Annotated in this window: 18 protein-coding genes; all 18 read right to left on the bottom strand. The window is 59.7% G+C overall.

Annotation, left to right across the window (positions count from 1 at the left end; all coding sequences use genetic code 11):
* Nucleotides 1–392: 392 nt before the first annotated feature.
* The 18 genes from HS101_01280 to HS101_01365 all read right to left on the bottom strand — a co-directional run bounded on the left by HS101_01280 (nt 393) and on the right by HS101_01365 (nt 19,820).
* Nucleotides 393–818: a DUF420 domain-containing protein gene (locus HS101_01280; GenBank protein ID MBE7504897.1), complete on the bottom strand. Its 426-nt coding sequence runs from the start codon at nt 816–818 to the stop codon at nt 393–395.
* Between the two features lies 1 nt (nt 819).
* On the bottom strand, nt 820–1,575 hold the full coding sequence (locus HS101_01285) for an SCO family protein (GenBank protein MBE7504898.1): 756 nt from the start codon (nt 1,573–1,575) through the stop codon (nt 820–822).
* Nucleotides 1,572–2,393, bottom strand: coding sequence for an ABC transporter permease (locus tag HS101_01290; protein MBE7504899.1), 822 nt, complete (start codon nt 2,391–2,393; stop codon nt 1,572–1,574). Before HS101_01290 ends, HS101_01285 begins: the two co-directional genes overlap by 4 nt.
* On the bottom strand, nt 2,390–3,340 hold the full coding sequence (locus HS101_01295) for an ABC transporter ATP-binding protein (GenBank protein MBE7504900.1): 951 nt from the start codon (nt 3,338–3,340) through the stop codon (nt 2,390–2,392). Before HS101_01295 ends, HS101_01290 begins: the two co-directional genes overlap by 4 nt.
* A 3-nt stretch (nt 3,341–3,343) precedes the next feature.
* The gene (cyoE, locus tag HS101_01300) at nt 3,344–4,285 is read right to left on the bottom strand and encodes a protoheme IX farnesyltransferase (GenBank protein MBE7504901.1); all 942 of its coding nucleotides are present in this window, start codon (nt 4,283–4,285) and stop codon (nt 3,344–3,346) included.
* Nucleotides 4,282–5,385, bottom strand: a complete 1,104-nt coding sequence (locus tag HS101_01305) for a COX15/CtaA family protein (GenBank protein MBE7504902.1) — start codon at nt 5,383–5,385, stop codon at nt 4,282–4,284. Before HS101_01305 ends, cyoE begins: the two co-directional genes overlap by 4 nt.
* Nucleotides 5,378–5,659 carry a hypothetical protein gene (locus HS101_01310; GenBank protein MBE7504903.1) on the bottom strand — a complete coding sequence of 94 codons (282 nt, stop codon included), beginning with the start codon at nt 5,657–5,659 and terminating at the stop codon, nt 5,378–5,380. The genes HS101_01305 and HS101_01310 overlap by 8 nt, the downstream gene beginning before the upstream one ends.
* Nucleotides 5,660–5,673: 14 nt before the next feature.
* Nucleotides 5,674–5,880 (bottom strand): hypothetical protein, encoded by a 207-nt coding sequence (locus tag HS101_01315; GenBank protein ID MBE7504904.1) that lies wholly within the window; start codon nt 5,878–5,880, stop codon nt 5,674–5,676.
* Between the two features lies 1 nt (nt 5,881).
* A complete protein-coding gene (locus HS101_01320) occupies nt 5,882–6,190 on the bottom strand; it encodes a cytochrome C oxidase subunit IV family protein (protein MBE7504905.1) in 309 nt (102 codons plus the stop codon).
* A 10-nt stretch (nt 6,191–6,200) separates the two neighbouring features.
* Entirely contained in the window at nt 6,201–7,001 is an 801-nt protein-coding gene (locus HS101_01325; GenBank protein MBE7504906.1) for a heme-copper oxidase subunit III, read from the bottom strand.
* A 42-nt stretch (nt 7,002–7,043) separates the two neighbouring features.
* Nucleotides 7,044–8,792: a cbb3-type cytochrome c oxidase subunit I gene (locus HS101_01330; GenBank protein MBE7504907.1), complete on the bottom strand. Its 1,749-nt coding sequence runs from the start codon at nt 8,790–8,792 to the stop codon at nt 7,044–7,046.
* Between the two features lie 103 nt (nt 8,793–8,895).
* On the bottom strand, nt 8,896–9,864 hold the full coding sequence (locus tag HS101_01335; GenBank protein ID MBE7504908.1) for a hypothetical protein: 969 nt from the start codon (nt 9,862–9,864) through the stop codon (nt 8,896–8,898).
* Between the two features lie 113 nt (nt 9,865–9,977).
* Entirely contained in the window at nt 9,978–10,820 is an 843-nt protein-coding gene (locus HS101_01340) for a hypothetical protein (protein ID MBE7504909.1), read from the bottom strand.
* A 173-nt stretch (nt 10,821–10,993) separates the two neighbouring features.
* Nucleotides 10,994–15,445 (bottom strand): c-type cytochrome, encoded by a 4,452-nt coding sequence (locus HS101_01345; protein ID MBE7504910.1) that lies wholly within the window; start codon nt 15,443–15,445, stop codon nt 10,994–10,996.
* A 64-nt stretch (nt 15,446–15,509) separates the two neighbouring features.
* A complete protein-coding gene (locus HS101_01350; GenBank protein ID MBE7504911.1) occupies nt 15,510–16,340 on the bottom strand; it encodes a cytochrome C in 831 nt (276 codons plus the stop codon).
* A 454-nt stretch (nt 16,341–16,794) separates the two neighbouring features.
* Nucleotides 16,795–17,580 (bottom strand): cytochrome b N-terminal domain-containing protein, encoded by a 786-nt coding sequence (locus tag HS101_01355; GenBank protein MBE7504912.1) that lies wholly within the window; start codon nt 17,578–17,580, stop codon nt 16,795–16,797.
* A gap of 58 nt (nt 17,581–17,638) precedes the next feature.
* Entirely contained in the window at nt 17,639–18,742 is a 1,104-nt protein-coding gene (locus tag HS101_01360; GenBank protein ID MBE7504913.1) for a Rieske 2Fe-2S domain-containing protein, read from the bottom strand.
* 1 nt (nt 18,743) lies between these two features.
* Nucleotides 18,744–19,820, bottom strand: a complete 1,077-nt coding sequence (locus tag HS101_01365; protein ID MBE7504914.1) for a HEAT repeat domain-containing protein — start codon at nt 19,818–19,820, stop codon at nt 18,744–18,746.
* Between the last annotated feature and the right edge of the window lie 259 nt (nt 19,821–20,079).

The raw sequence follows: 20,079 nt of genomic DNA on the forward strand, positions 1-20,079 counted from the left end.
CCATGCACGCCCCGCCGAGCTTCGTCGCCCTTCCAAGGCGCGCACAGGGAGCAAGTTTTGTTCCGTGGAGATCAACCCAGCCATGCCCCGCAAAGGTATCCATCGTGTCGCCTCAAGCCCCGGGCCTCAGGACTCAGGCCTTTCGCGCCTCGACGCCTCGAATTCTCGATTTTTCACCTTTTCCACCTGCCGCCCCAACACATGCCCGCCACAAGGGTTGGCACAATCCGCGAAGGCCTTGTGTCACCTTATGTCACCTTCGATTTTGCAGCACTTGCGCGCGAGCAGCGCGCTTGTATTCACCCTCGGCCCCCTGGCCCCTCAGCCCTTTGGCCCCTCTCTTCGCCTTATGTCACTTTCACTTCGAGCCGCTGGGAGAGCGACCTGCGGCCCTATCGCTGGGGATAGAAATGATAAAGCATGAAATAAACAATCACGCCGGTCACCGAGACGTACAGCCAGATCGGAAAGCCCCAGCGGACGACTTTTTTGTGCCGGTCGATCTGATTTTTCAGGGCCCGGTAAATCGCCAGACCGACGAAGACAGGCACCGTCGCCGCGAGCACGACGTGCGAGATGAGGATCGAAAAATATGCCGCCCGCACAGCTCCCTCGCCGGTGAACTTCACGTGGCCCGCGAAGTAGTGATAGATCAGATACGAAACGAGAAACGCCGCCGAAACGGCCGTCGCCCCGAGCATGCACGCCTTGTGCGCGGCGATCCTCTTCCGGCGGATCATGAGGTAGCCGGCCACAATGAGGATCGTGCTCGTCGTGTTCAGCGCCGCGTTCAGGTGCGGCAGGTCGTTGACCGTCACCCTAGTCGTCCCCCCGGCGAATCCGGCGGATGTCGGAGAGCAGTTTGCTCCGCGCCTCGGCGGGGAAGCCGCCCTCGGTGCCGGCCGTCTGCGGATCGATCTCCTCCGACTCGGTCATGGCGCTGTAATAGCCGCGGATGCGGCCCTCCTGATCCACCAGAACGAAGCGGGTGGAATGGATGATCTGGTCGTCGCCCTGCTCCGGGTCCTGCACGGCGATCTTGAAGCCCTTGATCGCCAGGTCGCGAATGGCGCGCTTCTCGCCGGTGATAAACAGCCATCGGCCGACCTCGGCCCCCAGGGCGTCGGCGTACTCCGTCAAACGCGCCGGCGTGTCGTTCTCAGGATCGACCGAAAAACTGACGCAGACCACATCGTCCATCCGCTCCTTCTTGAGCAGGTCCTGGAACTGCTTCATGCGCATCGACATCACCGGACAGGGCCCGGCGCAGTGGGTGAAGATGAAGTCGGCCACCCAAACGCGCCCGCGAAGGTCGGCCAGACTGATCGGCTTGCCGCTGCGCTCGGTCAGCGTGAAGTCCGGCAGCGTATTGAGGACGGGAATCGGCTCACGCTGCTTGGCGGCGATTTTGTGGAGCTTGTCGCGATCGGTCTGGAGAAACTTGAGCATCGCCAGCCCCCCCACCGACAGCAGCGAGAGCGCCATGAGAATCCAGAAGGTCGCGCCGGGCGCAGTGTGTCGCGTATCGGCGACGGCGTCGTCTGATTTTTCGACCGGTGTGGACTCGTTACTCACTGGAGGGCCTTTGCAGATTCCTTGGTGACTGACGAGATCGCCAGGATGAATGTGAACGCGGCGAAGCCGATCGATACGGCCAGCGACATCATGAACGACGAGCCGGACGAAACGATCGGGCTCTCGTGATGGTAATACAGGCAATGACGAATCAGGTCCACCGCGTAGGTCATGGGGTTGCAGGTGATGATCGCCCGCAGCCAGCCCGCCGAACCGGCCGGCGGAAAGAACGCGCCGGAAAGGATCAACATGGGGAGGAGGACGAGGTTCATGATGGCGTGGAAACCCTGCGTCGATTCCATGCGCCACGCGATCCAGAAGCCAAGACTCGTGACGGCGAAGGCAATCAGTACCATCGCGGCGGTCGTGGCGACAAAGGAGACGACCGATAGCGAGATGCCTGCCGTCGGTGCGAGAAGCAGGAAGATGACCGCCTGCCCCACGGCCAGGGTCGTGGCGCCCATGATTTTGCCGAGGGCGATGGCCGAGCGCGAAACCGGCGCGACGAGGACGCCCTGGAGGAAGCCTTCCTTGCGATCGTCGATGAGCGAGATCATCGAGAAGATGGCGGTAAAAAGGAGAATCGCGGCGATGGCCCCGCCGAAGGAGAATTCGAGATAGTCAACATTGGCCGCGTCTCCTGGCGCGCGAAGCGACTGTCGAAGACCGGCCCCCATCAGCAGCCAGAAGACCACCGGCGTCCCCAGCGCCCCGATGATCCGGCTGCGCTGGCGAAGGAACCGAACCATCTCGCGCCGCCAGAGCGTCTGACAAGGGGCCCAAAGGCCGACCGGCTTCGGCGAAGAAAAGGAACTCATGCGGCCCCCCTGACGCCTTCGTCGGCGCGAATCTCAAACCGGTGGCCGGTCTCGTGCATGAAGACGTCTTCCAGCGTCGGCTTGCTAAGGGTAATGGCCGTGATCTTTTCGGAGTAGCGCTCCATGAGCCGCGTGACCAATGCCGGGCCGCCGGTCGTCTCAACTCGAATCGTCCCGTTCACCACGCGAGGGGCCAGTTCGAAGTCACGCTGCATGGCCGCGACTAGTTCGGCGGAGTTGTCGCACTCGATGGTGACACACTCTCCACCCACGCGGGCCTTCAGCTCCGTCGGCGTACCGACGGCCACCAGCGCGCCGCGATCGAGAATCGCCAGACGGTCGCATTTGTCGGCTTCGTCCATGAAGTGCGTGGTGATGAGGATGCTGACATTCGTCTCGCGCCGCAGGTCCTGAAGTTGGTTCCATAATTCGCGCCGCGCGCCGGGGTCCAGGCCGGTGCTCGGTTCGTCGAGAATGAGCAGGTCAGGCTTGTGCAATATGCCCTTGGCGATTTCGACGCGCCGCTTCATGCCGCCGGAAAGCGTCTTGACGAGGTCGCCGCCGCGGTCGGAAAGACCAACACGACCGAGCACGTCATCAACCCGCTCGTGAAGCTCTCGACCCGACAGCCCGTAAAGGTGACCGGCATGGCGAAGGTTCTCCCGGCAGGTCAGATAGATATCGAGGCTGGGCGACTGAAACACGACGCCGATATGCCGGCGGACCTCGGCGCGATCGGTGCGGATGTCGCTGCCGCAAATCGTCGCCGTGCCGGCAGATGGGGCGAGCAAAGTGGTGAGGATGCGAAAGAGCGTGGTCTTGCCGCCGCCGTTGGGGCCGAGCAGTCCGAAACACTCGCCGGCGCGAACTTCAAAGCTCACGGCGCTCAGCGCAGTGCGACCGCCGTAGCGGTGAGTGAGCCCGGCGACTTGAACAACGTCGGTCACGGCTTATCCGCTCAATCGATCGATCAGAAGGAGCGACAGCAGCGCGGGCAGATAGATGACGGATGCGAGCAGCATGGCGCGGGCTGTCGCCCGACTGAGATTACGAAACATCGCAATCGCCACGGCCAAAAGTCCCAGGCCGAGAATAACGGCGCCGGTGATGTAGGTGATGTTGGTCGGGGCGACGAGGATCGGCGAAAGGCTGGCACCGATCAGAATGAGCGTGTAAATGACGGCCTGAAAGCGGGTCGAGCGGCCGGTGGGGTCGACGACGGAGAGCATTTTGTAACCGCCGAGGCGATAGTCCTCGCGATACATCCACGCGATGGCGAAAAAGTGCGGGAGCTGCCAGAAGAAAAGGATGGCGAAAAGAACCCAGGCGTCGGCACCCAGATTTCCCGCGGCGGCGGCATAGCCGATGAGCGGCGGCAGCGCCCCGGGTACTGCGCCCACGATGGTGTTATGAACGGTTCTTCTCTTGAGCGGCGTATATGCGAACAGATACAGAACGATCGTCGCGACGGCCAAAGCGGTGGCCAGGACGGTTGTGGTCAGCGAAAGAATGACGACGCCAATGAGGCCCGATGCGGTGCCGAGGATCAAGGCTTCGCTCGGCGAGACGCGTCCGGCGGCAATGGGGCGATCCATGGTCCGCGGCATCAGGCGATCGAACTCGCGCTCCATGAGCTGGTTCAGCGTGTTCGCGGCGGCGGCGACAAAGAAGACGCCGACCAACGTGGCAACGACGGAGGAGATCGCGGCTCCTTGCGGCGCTCCGAGGCCGAAGCCGATCGCGGTCACGACGAGGACGAGCGACGAGATGCGAATCTTTGCCAGCTCGGCGACGTCGGCCAGACGCGGACGTGCGCCCCCGCGAGACCGTTCGGCGGCGACGACACCGGACGCGCCGGGCCCTGCATCCATTTGTTCCACGGGTCGATTCATGAGGCGGCCCCCAGTGCCGCGGCGACGGGCATTGACTCACGCCGGACGAGGCCGACGTGTCGATAGGACTGCAACGTCATGAACCAGGCGGTCGCAAGCGTCGCGGCGCCGACGGCGACGTGCAGGGTCGCGGCGATGGCGAGCTTACCGGACAGGACGGTCCACGCGCCGAGGGCAAACTGAACCGCAACGAGCAGGAGAATCAGAATGGCCGGTCGACGAAGCGCCGGTAATGCCGAATGACGACGGATGACGCAGCCGCAGGCGAAGGCCGCCGCGAAGGCAACCGTGATTGCACCTACGCGATGGGCCATGTGCCAGGCGATCTGCTGCACGGTGACGGCCGGGATCGTTAGCTCAAAGCGGCGATAGTCGTTGTACCGCCCGACGGCGTCTTCGCTCAGCGCCGGCACCCACTGGCCATAGGCCTTCGGAAAGTCGAGGACGGCAAGGCCGGAATCGGTATGACGCATGATCGCCCCGAGCATCAGTTGGCCGAAGATGAGGAGGACAAGCATGAGGGCCACGGTCGGCGTCTGAACGAAGCCTGATGGCGACGGATTCGGCACAATCTGGCGAGCCCGCTTCCAGGATTGCGAGGTGAACACGGCAATAGAGACGGTGAGGCAGAGAAACGCCTGGGCCAGACATGCGTGGCCCACGGAAATCGGCGTGGGCAGGAGATACTTGACGGTGAGACCGCCGAGGACGCCCTGAGCGATGACGGTGAGCAAAGCGACGACGCCGAGCTTGGCTAACCAGCGGCGCGGCTCGCGAAGCCAGAGCCAGACGCACAGACCGATAGTGAGCATTCCGACGGAAGACGCGATCAGTCGATGGCCATGCTCGTAGAAGATGCCGCCGACCCACTTGGAGGGCGGATAGGTGAACATGTTCTGGCCGTAAGTCGTGGGCCAATCGGGTACGGAGAGCCCGCTGCCGGTGCTGGTGACCATGCCCCCGGCAAAGATCAGGCACCAGGTTGAGAGGGCGACGAGAATGGCGTAACGGTGAAGCCAGAGCCCGGCGGATGGCTGACGGGCGGAGGCGCCGCGCATCTCGGACGGGTCGGTGTCACACAATGGCCGGACATTATTCATGATCGGCGTCGAGTAAAGACTCGGGGCGGGTAGTGCTCTTGAGCCCGGATGCGCGGGTGAGGCGACGATGGCGAACGAACCACGTGGCGACGAGAGCGGCCATGCAAAGAATGACGCCGTAGGTCGTGATGACCATGACGATCACGCCCCCCTGAGCGCCTTTGACCAAATGGGAATCGGGATTGCCCTGGCAAACGGAGCATGCCGCGGCGTCGGACGCGAATGCCGCCAGCGGCAGGACGAAAAGGAGAACCAGTGGGAATATGCGTTTCATTGGACTGTCCCCTTTTATACAAAGCTCAGGTGACGCAGCTTGCGCAAGAACCATATGCCATAAGCGCCGAGAATGATCGTTGCTCCCAGCGAGCTGAGGCCGAGACAGATCGACATTCGTTCGCCTGTCGCCTGAAAATCGCGAATGCCCCAGACTCCCAGGACGATCAGGAAGACGAGGCAGACGGCGATGAAAAAAACGTGGAACCCCTTGAGCGACATGCTACATCCCCACCGACTCATGAACCGTGATGACCGGAACCAGCAACAGCGCAATGAATAAAAAGGCGCACAAGGCGATAATCCAGTAGATCAATCCGCGCTCGGAGATCAGGTGCATGAAGTAACAGGCAACCAGCGACCCCTTGACCGAGGCGACCAACAGAGCCACCACCACGGCGGCACCGATGGTGAGGTGCAGATAAAACACGCCGACCGTCACGCCGGTGAGGACCAGCAACGAGGCGAAGACCATGACATAGGTCTTGACGTGCTTCTGAACTTCCTCGACCGACATCTCATGATGACTCATCGCAAGACTCCTAGAGCAGATAGAGGACCGGGAAGAGGAAGATCCACACCAGGTCGACAAAGTGCCAGTAGAGGCCGGTACACTCGATTCGATTCGCGTACTTATCCGGGTTGATTCGGGAGAACCTCGCTCCGGTGAGCATGAAATAGAGGATCACAATCATGCCGCCGATGATGTGCAGGCCGTGGAGCCCGGTGAGGGTGAAGTAGGTCGCCAGAAAGGTGCTGTGCCGCGGGCCGAAGTTGGAGACGCGCTTGATCTGGTCGCCTTCGATGCGCATCGCGGAGGCGTGCTCATGATCGCCGCCATGAGAATCGGGGATGATGGAGACGAATTCGGGCGTGATGAATGCCCCGGACTTGGCATCGACTTCGAGATGGGGGCTTTTTTCGTCGAAGTGGCCGCGGACCGTGGAGACTTCGTGGCCGTCGACGGTCAAGGGTGAATTGAGCCACACCTGGTAGTGATGAAACTTCTCAGAGTACTCGAAGTACTTTACGACAAGAAACGATCCGGCGAGCAGGAAGGTGAGGGTGAGGTAAAGCTGAGCCTTTCCGACCTTTTTCATCTTTAGCTGCGCCCAGGCCATGACCATCGTGACGCTGGAGCTGATGAGGACCGCTGTATTCAACGTGGCCAAGGGCACATTGAGAATCTCGGCGCCATGCTTGGGCCACATCCCGTCATCGGCGCCCATGCGAAGGAGCACATAGGACGAGAAGAGGGCTCCGAACAGCATCACTTCCGAAGCGAGGAAGAGCCAGACGCCGAACTTGCCGTTGTACATCCCGGTAACGGGATGCGGTTCCATATCGTGCGGAATCACAGTTGCGGCTGACAAATCTGGTGCCTCCTAGGCGATGTGTTGCGGACAGAAATCGGTCTTCTTGCCTGGAACGCTGTATTCATAAGGCCCGCAGTAGACCACGGGAACCTTTTCAAAGTTGCCATGCGGCGGCGGGCTCGGCGCGGCCCACTCCAGCGTCGTCGCCTCCCACGGATTGGCGCCGACCTTCTTGCCGCCCCAGATGCTCCAGAAGAAGTTGATGATGAAGGGCAACTGGGCGATAGCCAGCATCCAGGCGCTCCAGGAGGCCATGACGGAGAGGCCCTGGGCACTGGCGCCGTGAAGCTGCTCGGACTGGTCATACTGGCGGCGGAGAATGCCGGCCATGCCCTGAAAGAGCATGGGCATGAAGATGCCGTTCATAAAGATGAATGAGAAGAACCAGTGAATCCTCCCGAGCATTTCATTCATCATGCGGCCGGTGACTTTGGGGTACCAGTAATACACTCCGGCGAAGACGGCGAAGATCGTCCCCGGAGCGACCACGTAGTGGAAGTGGCCTATGACGTAATAGGTGTCGTGCAGATGAATGTCCGACGCGGTGAGGCCCAGTGGCAGGCCGGTCAAACCGCCGATGGCAAACATCGGCAGAAACGAGAGGGCAAAGAGCATCGGCACGTTAAAGCGGATCGACGCGCCGTGCAGGCTGATGATCAGACAGGTCAGGATGATCACTGAAGGAACGGAGATGATCATCGTCGTCGCCTGGAAGAAGGTCGACAGCGTCGTGCCCATGCCGGTCATAAACATGTGGTGCGCCCAGACGATGAACGACATGAAGCCGAGGAAGATCGCCGAATAGACCAGCGACTTATATCCCCAGAGGGGCTTGCGGGTGTTGTTGGCGATGACTTCGGCAACGATGCCCATGGCCGGGAGAATGAGGACGTACACTTCCGGATGGGCGAGGAACCAGAAGAGGTGCTGCCAGAGGAGCGGGCTGCCGCCGCCTGCATACTGAAGCTGCTGAACGCCGCTGACGACAAGACCGGACGGCATAAAGAAGCTGGTACCTGCAAGGCGGTCCATCAATTGGAGTATGCCGGCCGCCTCCAGCGGCGGGAAGGCGAGCAAGAGCAGAAATGAGGTTACCAACTGTGCCCAGACGAAGAACGGAAGGCGAAAAAAACCAAGACCTTTCGCCCGAAGCTGGACGGTCGTCACAATAAAGTTCACCGAGCCGAGCAGTGACGAGGTGATGAGGAGCACCATGCCCCACAACCACATGGTCTGGCCTGTTGTGGCAATGACCGAGAGCGGTGGGTACGACGTCCATCCTGACGCGGCCGCCCCGCCGCGAACGAAGAAGCTGGCGAGCATGACGATTCCGCCCGTCACGTAGACCCAGTAGCTCATCATGTTGAGCCGGGGAAATGCCATGTCGGGGGCGCCGATCTGCAGCGGGAGGACATAGTTCCCGAAACCGCCGACACCGAGCGGCACGATGGCGAGAAACACCATGATGGTGCCGTGCATCGCGCCCATTGCGTTATAGCCGTCTCCGACGAGGACACCGTCGGCGGCGAGGGCGGCGCCAAGGTACTTGCCGATGAAAGGAATCGGCTGTCCCGGGTAGGCAAGCTGCCAGCGCATGATCATCATCAGGGAAAAGCCGAAGAAGAGAAACAACAAGGCCGTGATCGTGTATTGAACGCCGATGACCTTGTGGTCCACCGAGAAGACATACTTCCGCCAGAAGGGAAGTTCTTCGTGGCCGCCATGGTCGTGGCTGCCGTGATGATCGTGTGAACTCATGCGTGATCGTCCCTGCTAGTGACTAGGTTCGTATCTTTGGTCTCGGGAATCGGCGTGCACGCCTCGCCAACGGGCGGCTCAGCGCGGCGAAGTCGCGAATCCGTTAGAAATCCGGCGAGAACTCCACCTTCTTCGATTTTTCCTCGACCCAGGCGTTGTATCCGGCCTCGTCGTGAGTGTACATCTGAGCCTTCATCTTGAAATGGCTGTTGCCGCAGAGCTGGGCACAGACGACCTCCAGAGGATTACGCGGCTGCATGGTCAACTCGTCGATACCGGCTTTGGCCAACTGGGCGAGCTTCTCATAACCGGCCTTGTACTCCGCCCCGAGATCCTCGCCCTTGGCCAGGAGAACCTCTCCACCCGAGGACTTGTGATCTTCAACGGCGACGTGATGCCTCAGGCGATACCAGGACGCCTTCGCCGTTTTGAACTTCTCTGTCATCGCCTCCTTGATTTTGTCGGTCGTCGCATCTGGCTGGACAGTGAACCAGATGGGAATTTCCATTCCGGGGATGACATCCTGCTTGACCCGCATAGTCGGGATGTCAAAGGAATGGACCACGTCTTTGGTGGTCAACCTAATATAGATCGGCTTGGCCACGGGAAGGTGGAATTCATTGACTGTGACGAAATCGTCGGCGCCGGCGGGATCAAGGGTCTCATCATCGAGACCAACGACACCGAGGGGATTGCTGGCGGAAATGCGGCTGTTCTCCGTTCTTCCAAACTTGCCGTCCTTGCCGGGGTAGTGAAAGTCCCACTGGAACTGCTCGGCGACGACGCGCACCTCCAACCGCTCATCCTGCTTTGGCGGGTCGTTCTTGTACTTGGCCCAGACCGGCATGGAGAGGCCGACCAGCAGAAAGGCCTCGAACATCGCGACGCCGAACTCGGCATACTTGGAGACCTTGCCCTTTACAGGTTCGTAGCGAGCGGAATGTCCCGAGCGGCGGCGAAACTTGAGCAGGCAGTGGATAAAAAAGATACCCCATCCAATGAAAAGCACGGCCATGAAGACGTGAAGGATATCGATCAATTGATCGATGGCCCCACCGTGCTCGGAGAGCATAGGAGGAATCCATCGCCCGTAATGCATTTGGGCCAGCATGCGTGGTCGCCTCTTAAGTGGACGTCGAGCCCCCGTGGGACTCGACGCCGCATGTTCATCAGTGGAATCGTCAGTTACTTTTTTTCGTCACTATCCGTGGCCGCGGAGAGGATTACCTCGCGGGAGTTGGGAGGCGTCGCATCGGCCTTGGCGCCGAACTTGAACTCGATTTCCTTCGTCTCGCCATCCTTGATGCTGACCTTCTGGGTGACTTCACCGAAGGTCTCGTGCCAAGCGGCCACTTCATATTCGCCGGCCGGGAGATCCTTGATCTCGAATGTGCCGCGCTTGGCCTTGTCGCCGCCGTCGTTCTCGTGCGACATGGTGACCGCGAAGAACGGGTGCGTCAGGACGCCGCAGTAAGTGGACATCCAGGCGTGAACGTCGCACTTGATCTTGATCATGATCTCTTCCTTGTTGAAGGTGTCCTTGCCCTTCAATTCCTTGACCATGTCCTTATTCGGCTGGGCAAAGTTGAACGACGGATTCTTCCTGGCCAGCGAGTGGATGTTGTGATTGGTCGGGTCGCTGTTCTTGATGTTGAGCTGCTGGCCGGCCACCATGCCGAAGACGTGCGGGTGGTACATGCAGCCTTCCTGATCGAGCACGGTCGGCGTCGCGGGCGGATCATACTTGTCCTTGATGCCGCTCTTCACATACACAAAAACGAACGGGATCGTGTTTCCGTCATTACTGTAAACAATCGTGCCCTGGTCCGGCTGAGGGGATTTATGAGCCTGGACGCAGTGATTGTCGCCGGTGATTCCCAGCGCCTTCGTTTTGGGGGCCGTGCCGTCGAACACAGCCTTGCCCTTGATGACGGCGGTACCCTTAGCGCCGTCGGCGAATGAGGGCGTCGCGATCAGTGCGAATGCGAAAGCAACAACGAGACTTACCAGCGAACTCTTCTTCATCATGACTATTTCTCCCTGGGCGTTAAACCAGCCCGTTTGTATGGATCCCGGCACCGCCTATTCTCGCCGAGACGGCATTCCTTGCAATGATTCCGAATCACAAATCAACCCGGAAAAGCCCTCCCGATAGAGCGGAAGCCGATTCTGCGGTAAAAATGACCCCGCCGAAGCCGGGACTAACCGTCAAAATCGAACTCTGGCTCCTTCTCCTCTTTCTTCTCACCCTCGCCGCCGCCGAAGTCGAAGTCGACATCCTGATCCTGCGGCTGGTCGGCCGCGGGAGGCGTCAGACCGCCCGGCTGGATGGCCGTGTAGCGACGGTCGCCGAGATTAAACAGGAAATCAACGAGGATATCCGCTTGCTTTTCAAGGGTATCGCCGTACTTGGCCTCGCCTTCCTTCTGCGCGTCTCCACCCAACTGAGCGTGATAGGTCGTGCCCGGGAAAATCTGAGGCATGTTCGCCCCGGGCTGGATCGCCTGAGGGTCTTCAAGCCACTTGACGACCCATTCATGGCGAAGCCGCTTGTAAGTGAGTGCAAAGTTGGGGGCCTTAATGTCCGTCGTCGTACCGGGGACGGATGGATCGCCGGCCACGTGACATGCGAGACACTTCAAATCGTAGAAAAACTCCTCGCCGCGTTTGAATCGCTCATCATCGGTCATGTGCGATTCAGCATCCGCATAGGGAAAATCAACGTCGAACAGCTCCGCAAGGAACTGTGAGCGCAGCATAATCTTGTCGTAGGTAGAGCCGATCGCCTCGGCAATGGCCGCGGGCTGCGTCTCGTTCGTATTCAGATCAAAGGGGCGGATTTGCTCCTTTGCAACGGCGTAGCGACTGAGCGTTCTCGCCTGTTGGGCAAACTTGTCCTGGAGGAACCACGAATCACTGCCCGGGGCATTATCCGCCGGCGCGTGGACTTCCTTCATGTACTTGACAATCGCGGCCGTCTCGGAGGCGAGCATCTGCGACTCATCCTGGGCCAGGCCGGCAAAGTACTCGACGAGGGTCGTTGCCTGCTCTTTCGTCAGGTAGAAGCTGGGCATACGCACGTTCAACCAGGGGCGGAGCATCTCCACGTTGTTCAGGAAATTGAAGAGCCAGTCGAACTGGATCTTTGCGCCTTCGCCCCAGAGAAGCGGCGGGCGGAATCGCGGGCCGAAGGGATAGCTGTCGGCCACGCTGGTGTCGCGCGTGTAGTATTGATGGATGTTTGCCTCGTCGCCCTCGATCGTGTGGCAGCCGATGCAGTTGAGATCTCGCGCCAGGGCCCGGCCGGCGGCAATCTTTCCGGCGGGAGTATTCTCGTAGTCGATCTGCACCGATTTCATCACGTTTGCGTCGCGCATGCTTAGCAGATAAGTGGTGATGGCCCGCGCCTGTTCCTCGGAGAGGAAGTAGTTGGGCATCTTCAACTTCTCATAGGACTTCTTGACTTTTTCGCGATCCCAAATCCGCGGATTGCGCATCTTGTGCCAGGCGAAAGAGGCGTGGTTGTATTGGACCTCGGCGGGGGCATTGCCTCCCGCATCGCGCACCAGATGGGCGTACTCGGGATCGTCGATATAGAGCTTCCCGAAGATCGCCGGATTGGCCTCCACTTCGTGCTCGAAGGGCGGTGAATAAAAGGCGAAATCGAGCTGACTCATGAACTTCTGGGCCCACAGGCTCACATCCGTTCCGGGCCGTGTCGCATCTTCAAAGCCGGCGATGGTGTGGCACGCGTAGCAGCCGTAGTGGCTGACCATCTTCATGCCGAGGAAGAGCTTCTGGCGATCCTGCAAGCTGCCGGAGCGCGTCGCGATCAATTCGGCGACGCGCTGTTTGCCTTCATCACCGTCGCCGAAGGATCGATAAGTCTGAGCGACGATCGAGGCCGTCAGGCGACCGTACGGATCGGCATCGGCGCCCTTTTCGTCATTCAGTATTTTCTCCGAAACGCTGGCCGTATTCTGTCCGCCGAGTAGATCAAGAATCAGCGACTGAGTGAGCTCGACCTGCTTCTTGCCGGTTGCAATCGGGGTGCGATCAAATTCGTCATTACGCAGGCCCAGCAAGTAGGTGGCGACATCCAGGATGTCCTGGTTGTTTTTCTTGCGCTGCGTCTCTGCGTCGTCCAATTGGTAGTAGTTATCGCGAAACATGCGCGGCATGCGCGTGTAGGACGAATAATGTCTCGGCTCATGAAGCCAGTTGTACAGCCAGCGAAGGGCGCTGGCCGATTGCTCGGCATCATTTGGATCGTCGATCAGCTTCGTACCGATGCCGGACAGCTCCGGTGCAACGCGCGTAAAGGCCGGGGGAACGTACATCTTCTTCGGATCGACGTCGCGGCCTTCACGATCAGCCAGAACTTCCTCCTCCCGGGAAGCGACGAGGGCCGCCTTGCGTCGTTCCGGCGTGAATTGGTGAGTCGCATAGCGCGCGCGATCGGTCTTCGACATCGCGTCATATCGCGATTTGGCGTCATCCTCGCTCAGCCCCTCGGACATCACAAGGTGCCTGGTGATCCATAACTCACCGAAGGACTTTCCGTCGCTCGACTGCGGATCCTTGGCATCGAGATTGGCGTGGCAGGCAAGGCATCCGATCGAAGTAAACAACTGCTCGCCGCGCGTGGGATCGCCCACCATGCCTTCAGGGGTCGGAATCATGTCCAGCGGCTTGGAAAACGTCCGCAGGTAATGAACGATCGCCTGAATTTCCGTCTCGGTTCGAAGGACGGGGTCGGGATCGAACTCGTTCGCGCTGGATGGAAGGTTGTTCTCCTGATGGAAGAAGTGCGGCATCCAGGTCGAAGGGCGGAAGTTGCCGGGATATTCCACCCAGCGCTCCATAAAACCCTGGGTCAGTTTCTCGGCCACGTACGACAGGTCGGTACCCACTCTGCGCGAATCGGACAGTCCGTCAACGTTATGACAGTTGATGCAGCCGACCGACGTAAAGAGGTCGCGCCCTTCAACGATATTGTGGGCCGGCTCGAGCGGAATCGTCTTGTCACGCTCAAGGTCGTAAATCTGCTGGTGACACTTTTTGCAGCTCGCCGAGGTAAACTGAGGAGGAAGCATCGGGCGCTCCCAGAATTCCTCCACGAGATGAAACGTGGCCAGCGGCACGCCCAGTTCGGATGTGTAATACTTTTCTTCCCATTCCTTCTTTTCGGCCTTGTTCTTGGGCGTGTGCGCGGCAAGTATGAAGTCAGTATCCTGTCCCGCGCCTTCGTGGCAGACGGTACAGCCGATCTTGGTCATGGAGTGCGGCGAGTCCGCGGAGACGTACAGGTCGAGTCGCGGATGGGCCCGAATCTCCTCGCTGAAGTCGATCCTGGGCCTGCCCTGGCTCACCAGGTAAGTGTTCAGCGCCGCGGTGATGGACGCGGTATAGGTCTGGCGCTGCGCCTCGCTCATGTCCTTCCAGGCGATGCGCTGGTCAGGATTGGCAGTGGAGACAGGCGGCCTACCCCACAAAATACTCTGGGCAGCCCCCATGATCGCGTCCATGACCTTGCTGCGTGTCAGGTCGCCGGCCTGGGCAAGCGTCTTTCTGATGTCGTCGGCGGGCAACGCGGGGCGTTCGATATCGGCAAAGAAGGAATTCGCCGCACCGATGAGGGCGCTGATGAATTTCTCGCGATCATCGTCGCTCATTTCGGGAACGTCTTTGTCGATGAATTGCTTTTCGTTGGCCGCCTCGCCAAGTGCGATGAGCAAGTCCTGGGCGAATGACTCGTTTGAAACTTTCAGCGCGGACTGGACGGCGGGATTCTCAAGGGAAGCGCCTGTTCGGCGAACGAAGCTCTCAACAGTGAGGGTCGGATCGTCGATCCCGACGTGACAGGTCACGCAGCGATCGGTCACGTATGAATCCACAAAGTTGTAATCGAACCGGATCGGCTTCATGAACACTTGGCGGACTTCCTCGTGCCCGGGCGTGCCGCTTGGCGCCAGATAGTCGAGCAGTGGAACGTTAAACGCGAAGCGGTCCAGGCCCGGACCATACATCTTGTCAAAACGCTCGGCGTCCTTGAGGCCCTTCTCATACGCCGCCAGTGCTTTTTGCGCCTCCGACTTCCGTGAATAGAGGCGCTTCACGTCCTGCTTGATCGATCGGAGTTCGTCTTCGAGATTTTCCCGCTTCGATTTCAATTCAGAAAGAATCGCCGCGGCTTCATCGTTCGACTTCTTGATGGCTATCGACCTCGGATCATCCTCGCCGTGCAGGGCCCGAGCCTCTTCATAGTCAAAGAGACGCACCTGCATCTCGGCGTTGCGGTTGCCGAAGGTAAGGGCGACGCCCTGCAATTCACCGGCAAGGGTCTCCTGCCGCGCCAAGAGTTCCTTCTCCAGGGCCTTTTTTTCGTCCGTGGCGAGTTCCTTTTTGGCGTCCTCAACCGCGGCGAGGAGCTTGGCGTACTTCTCCTTTTCGGCGGGCGTTTCGTACTTGAGCGCGTCCATGTGAGCCATGGCCGAACGGACGTTGAAAAAGTTCCGCTGAAAGTGCCGCCAGGGCCGGTTGTAATCGTGCCAGATCATCCAACCGGTACTCACCAGTGCGAGCACGGCGGATACGGCGAACCATACGTTCACACGCTTGATGTTTCTCAGTGTTTCCGTCGCTACCGGCATATCATCCTGCTCTGCCGCGCCGCCGGCATCACACCGAGGGCGCAATCCCGACCCCGTCGGCCGGCTAGATGTTAAAGAACCACTCGGTGATGGCCACGAAATACTTCATGTTGAACAGCCATCGCAGAACCATCTTGATCGGCACGATGAACATCCAGCTCATCAGTAGCCAGAAGACGCAAAAACGAATAAAACCGATCTGGGCGTAGATTTTCTTGAACACGGTCTGCGCCAAGAGAACCGGCAACACGAAGAAATACCCGCCAAGCAGGATCAGGCCCGGCGCCTCGCGAATCAGATATGCCGGTAGTCCCAAAACTCCGCTGGTCGGCAGCCCGGGCTTCCACCAAGACAGACCAAGCTGCTCGGGAATGACCACCCAGAAGACGTCGGACACGTTGATGTTCAAGAGCGCGGCCGGGCGGTGGGGATCCCACGTCTCAAAGGGGCCGAAGAGATTCCAGTTCGGGCCGCGAAGGAACGTGCCCAGCACGATCAAGACGCACCACAAAATGATGAAGCCAAACATGAAAATGCTGATGACGAACGGTCGCTCCTTGAGCGTGTAGTAGCCGTTGCCGCGCGGGTTCTTGTCAATGTATGGAAGAGCGACAAGGCCGACGATAATCAGGCCGGGCAGGAGCACGCCCGCAATCCATGGATCGAAATAGACGAGCAGTTCCTGAAGGCCGAGGAAGTACCACGGCGCCTTGGATGGGTTGGGGATATTCGTGGGGTTCGCCGGCGGCTCCAGCGGGGCCTTCAAGACGATGGCCCATACAATGAGGAAGACCGTGCAAAAGACCAGCGCGATCATTTCGGTATAAACGAGATCGGGCCAGACGAGAACCTTGTCGTCCGCCCCGCTCTCAAGGAGCGGCTCGCCGCGCTTCATTCTCTCGTCGTTCTGTGCCGCCTGACGCATTCCCAGCCAGGTGCAGAAGCCGGTGAGATAGATCATCATCGTGATCGGAACGTTGTCCGGCTTCTTGATGATCTTTCTGAAGTCTTCGTCAACGCAACTGATCGAATAAAACGCGGTAAACGCAATCAGGAGCGCGATCGCGAATTTCGGCTTGGTCCATGTCTTGTAGGTGACCAGCCCGACGATCATGACGAGACAGGACAAAGGTACGTAGTACTGCGGTGCACAGAGCGCATCGATAAAGCCTTTGATGCGATCGGTGATACTCGCATGATCCGCGGATGCCAGAACCAGTTCAAGCATTGATGAGTTTCCAGCCTGTCAGGGCTGCGATTCGCCCTGTAATCCTCGGCCCGGCAATCGAAAAGCCGTAGCCGCCTGCATTGCCTCTAATTATCGCGATCAAATCCGGCCGCACGACCGATTACAACGGTCCCGAAATACCACCGTCTTTTCGTACCCGCCAGAAGTGAACCGCGATCAACACGGACGCCGCCAGCGGAATGAAAATACAATGAAGCACGTAAAATCGAAGGAGCGCCCCCGGACCGACGACGGTGCCGCCCAGGAGCAGGAACCTCGCGTCTGAGCCGCCGTGAATCAGCGGCACTCCGCCAATCTGCAAAAGTGCAGCGCCCGGACCTTCATGCCCGGCGATCGGCGTGGCGCGGGCCATGTTGGAGCCGACCGTGATGGCCCAGATGGCCAGTTGATCCCATGGGAGCAGGTAACCGGTAAAGGAAAGCAACAGCGTGAGTACGAGCAGAATGACGCCGACGCCCCAGTTGAATTCTCTGGGCGGCTTGTAACTGCCCGTGAGGAATACGCGGAGCATGTGGAGCCAGATGGCGATGACCATCGCGTGGGCCCCCCACCGGTGAATCTCACGTAACAATCCGAGCGTGACGTGAGCCCTGAGCCCCACGATGTCGGTGTAGGCATACTCCACAACCGGCCTGTAATAAAACATCAGCAGGACGCCGGTAATCGTCTCCGCGAGGAAGAGGAAAAACGTGAGGCCGCCCATGCACCAGGTAAAAGACAGCCGGATGCCGCTCTTACGAACGGCGACCGGATGCAGGTGCAAGAAGACGTTGCTGAGGATGGCCATCGCCCGGGTGCGCCGGTCCCTGGGCACTCCGTGCCGAAAGATCGAGCCCCAGACCTGACTTTCCCTGATATAGTCTCCGACTGAGCTGAAAAATTTCATCTATGACATCCACCCTGCGACAGCGCGTTTCGAAGTGCGCCGAGAGAATCTTATCGACTCAAACAGGAATCGAAGCATCAGGATCGTTCCACACAGCCGTATCATTCGGCCCCATCGCCAGAAACTTCTTTGAACGATCAACGATCACCTGATCGCCGTCAAGGTATATCTTGAACCGTTCGAGCGGCCGCGGCGCGGGACCTTCAAAGTTCGTCCCGTCCTGCTTGAATCCGCTTCCATGACACGGACACTTGAATTTTCGATCATTTGGAAGCCACGATGGAATGCACCCCAGGTGAGTGCAGATGATCGACAGGGCGACCAGCCGCTCTTCCTCGCGGACCAGCCAGAATCCGCTGGGCTTGACCGGCTTGAAATCTTCGTCCACGTCACCGGGCGCCATCGAAGCATAGGCGCTCAACGGTCCGCAACGAACTTTCGGATCAGGCTGTTCCAGCACATTGGGCGCCATGAACCGGTTAAGGGCGACCAGCGGCGCGACACCGAAACCCAGCGCGAGTGCCGCCCAACTTGCGCCAAGCAGGAGATCGCGACGTGTCGGCTCTTTAGCGGTCGTCTTGGTCTTCTCAAGAACCCGTTGAAACCGGCCGTCCGGCGGCAACTGGTCAGGCGAGAGCTTGATCGCCTGCCGGACCCCTTCGGGCATGTCCTTCACGCCCCGATCAATCACGACGTGGCCGCCGCGAACCGTCGTCGCTGCGAGCAGCGCCTGAATGGCCGGGTCCATGACCTTCGGCTTGGGCGGCGCAGCGGGCTTGGCAGGGGTTGCCTTATCGGCTGCCGGCGCGTGGGCTGGTGGCGCGTGGGCGGGTCCGGCGGCGCCGGCCTCACCGGCGGCTGCTGCGGCGACGGCGGCTGCGGGCTTGGGTGCGCCGCCGCCGAGTTTCGCCGCCTCCTCTTCGCTGACTTCGATCGTGGCGACGTCAAACTTAATGACATCGACGGGACACTCGGCCGCAGCTTCCTTGATGATGGCGCTGCGCGGCTTGGTGAATTCGGCGTCCAGGGCCGCCGGGCGAATGATGCACGTCTCGTTATCGTGCTGCACCTCGAACACGTCCGGTGCGGTTGTCTCGCACGCATCGCAAACGATGCACCCAGGTGCGATCCATACTTTGGTTACGACTTCGGTCTTCGGCATCTCAACAGTCCTCCCCAACCCCGGAAGGGGCCGGGCCAACCTGCTGCTCTACAGCATGCATCGACGATCCCGCCGGTGCGGCTTTCGGGCCACCCGACCGACTCGCCGAACGGGCGGCATCGCGCACAAAGGTCGAACGGTCCGCTTCCAACGCGGCGACGGCCCGGTCTAATTCTGGATCCGAGAGCTTGACGGACGCGGCGATGGCGGACTGAAGATTGCGCTCCACCTCGGCGGGTGCATATTTGCGAGTAACCTGAACTCCGTTCTCCATGTATTCGAGTTCAATCCCTTCCCAATATGCCCTGTCAAGCATGTTCAGAAGCACCAACTTACCAGACGAACTTTCGAGATGCGCCAGCGCCATCGCGGCGTTCCATTGCACTTCTCGATCATCGCTCAGCCGGTCGGCGAGCAATCGAATCGTCACGCCGTCCCCCGGTCGCGCCAATACGGAAAGCGCCCCACAGGCGACTATGCGAACCGCAGGGATCGGATCGTTCAAGAGCGCAGCAATCTCTGGGACCGCACGACCGACGCCGTCAACGTCCTGCATCATTGCCAAAGATTGAACGGCTGTGCGGCGCGTCGCCCAGTTCGGATCTCTCAGGAGTTTCGAAAGCGGCTCGACGGCCTTCTGCGTCTGAAGACGGGCAAGGGCCATCATGACGAAATACTGCTGTGCCGAAGCGGGTTCATCGGTATCCCGGCCGACCGGGAACTTCTCGAGTATTGCAATGAGTCGATCCGCTGTCGGCTCAACCTCGTCCGGCCGAAGAAACTCGTCTTTTCGTTCGAGGCGCCGGGCCAACTCCTGTGCGGCCTGCCAAGACTCCTTGGCGGCAGGGAGAAGCATCGTCCCGAGTGTCTTTTCGCCTGGATCGGCTTCCAGTCGAGCAATAAGATCGGAAAGGCTTTCCTGTTTGTCCGTCGTCGTCGTCCCGAAAAGCACGACAACCACGGAGACCGCCAGCAGTAACACAACAATGAGCGCCGGGACAATGAACAATCGCCCCATCAGACGCGGCGTCATGGGTTGCAGCGGGTTGTCGTTCGCGTTGTTTGTCGATTCAGTCAAGCTGCTCTACCGCGCCTGGATCACTGCGTCAGGCGACTGATATTACCGGGCCACCCTGGAATCACAACCAAGACTTCGTGAATAAATTCACAAATAGTCTCAATAAAATAAGGCGGTCACGGTGCCCCGCCGGCAAGTCCAATTCTTTGCATTACCGCTCCGAACCGGAGTTCAGCGCATAGTCCGATTCACAGGGAGATTATTGTTGGGTTTTCGCGCGTGTCAAGCGCAAATTCCAGCCCTCAGCGAACCGAAATCA

It is taken from the genome of Planctomycetia bacterium (assembly GCA_015075745.1).
Taxonomy (GTDB): domain Bacteria; phylum Planctomycetota; class Phycisphaerae; order UBA1845; family UTPLA1; genus UTPLA1.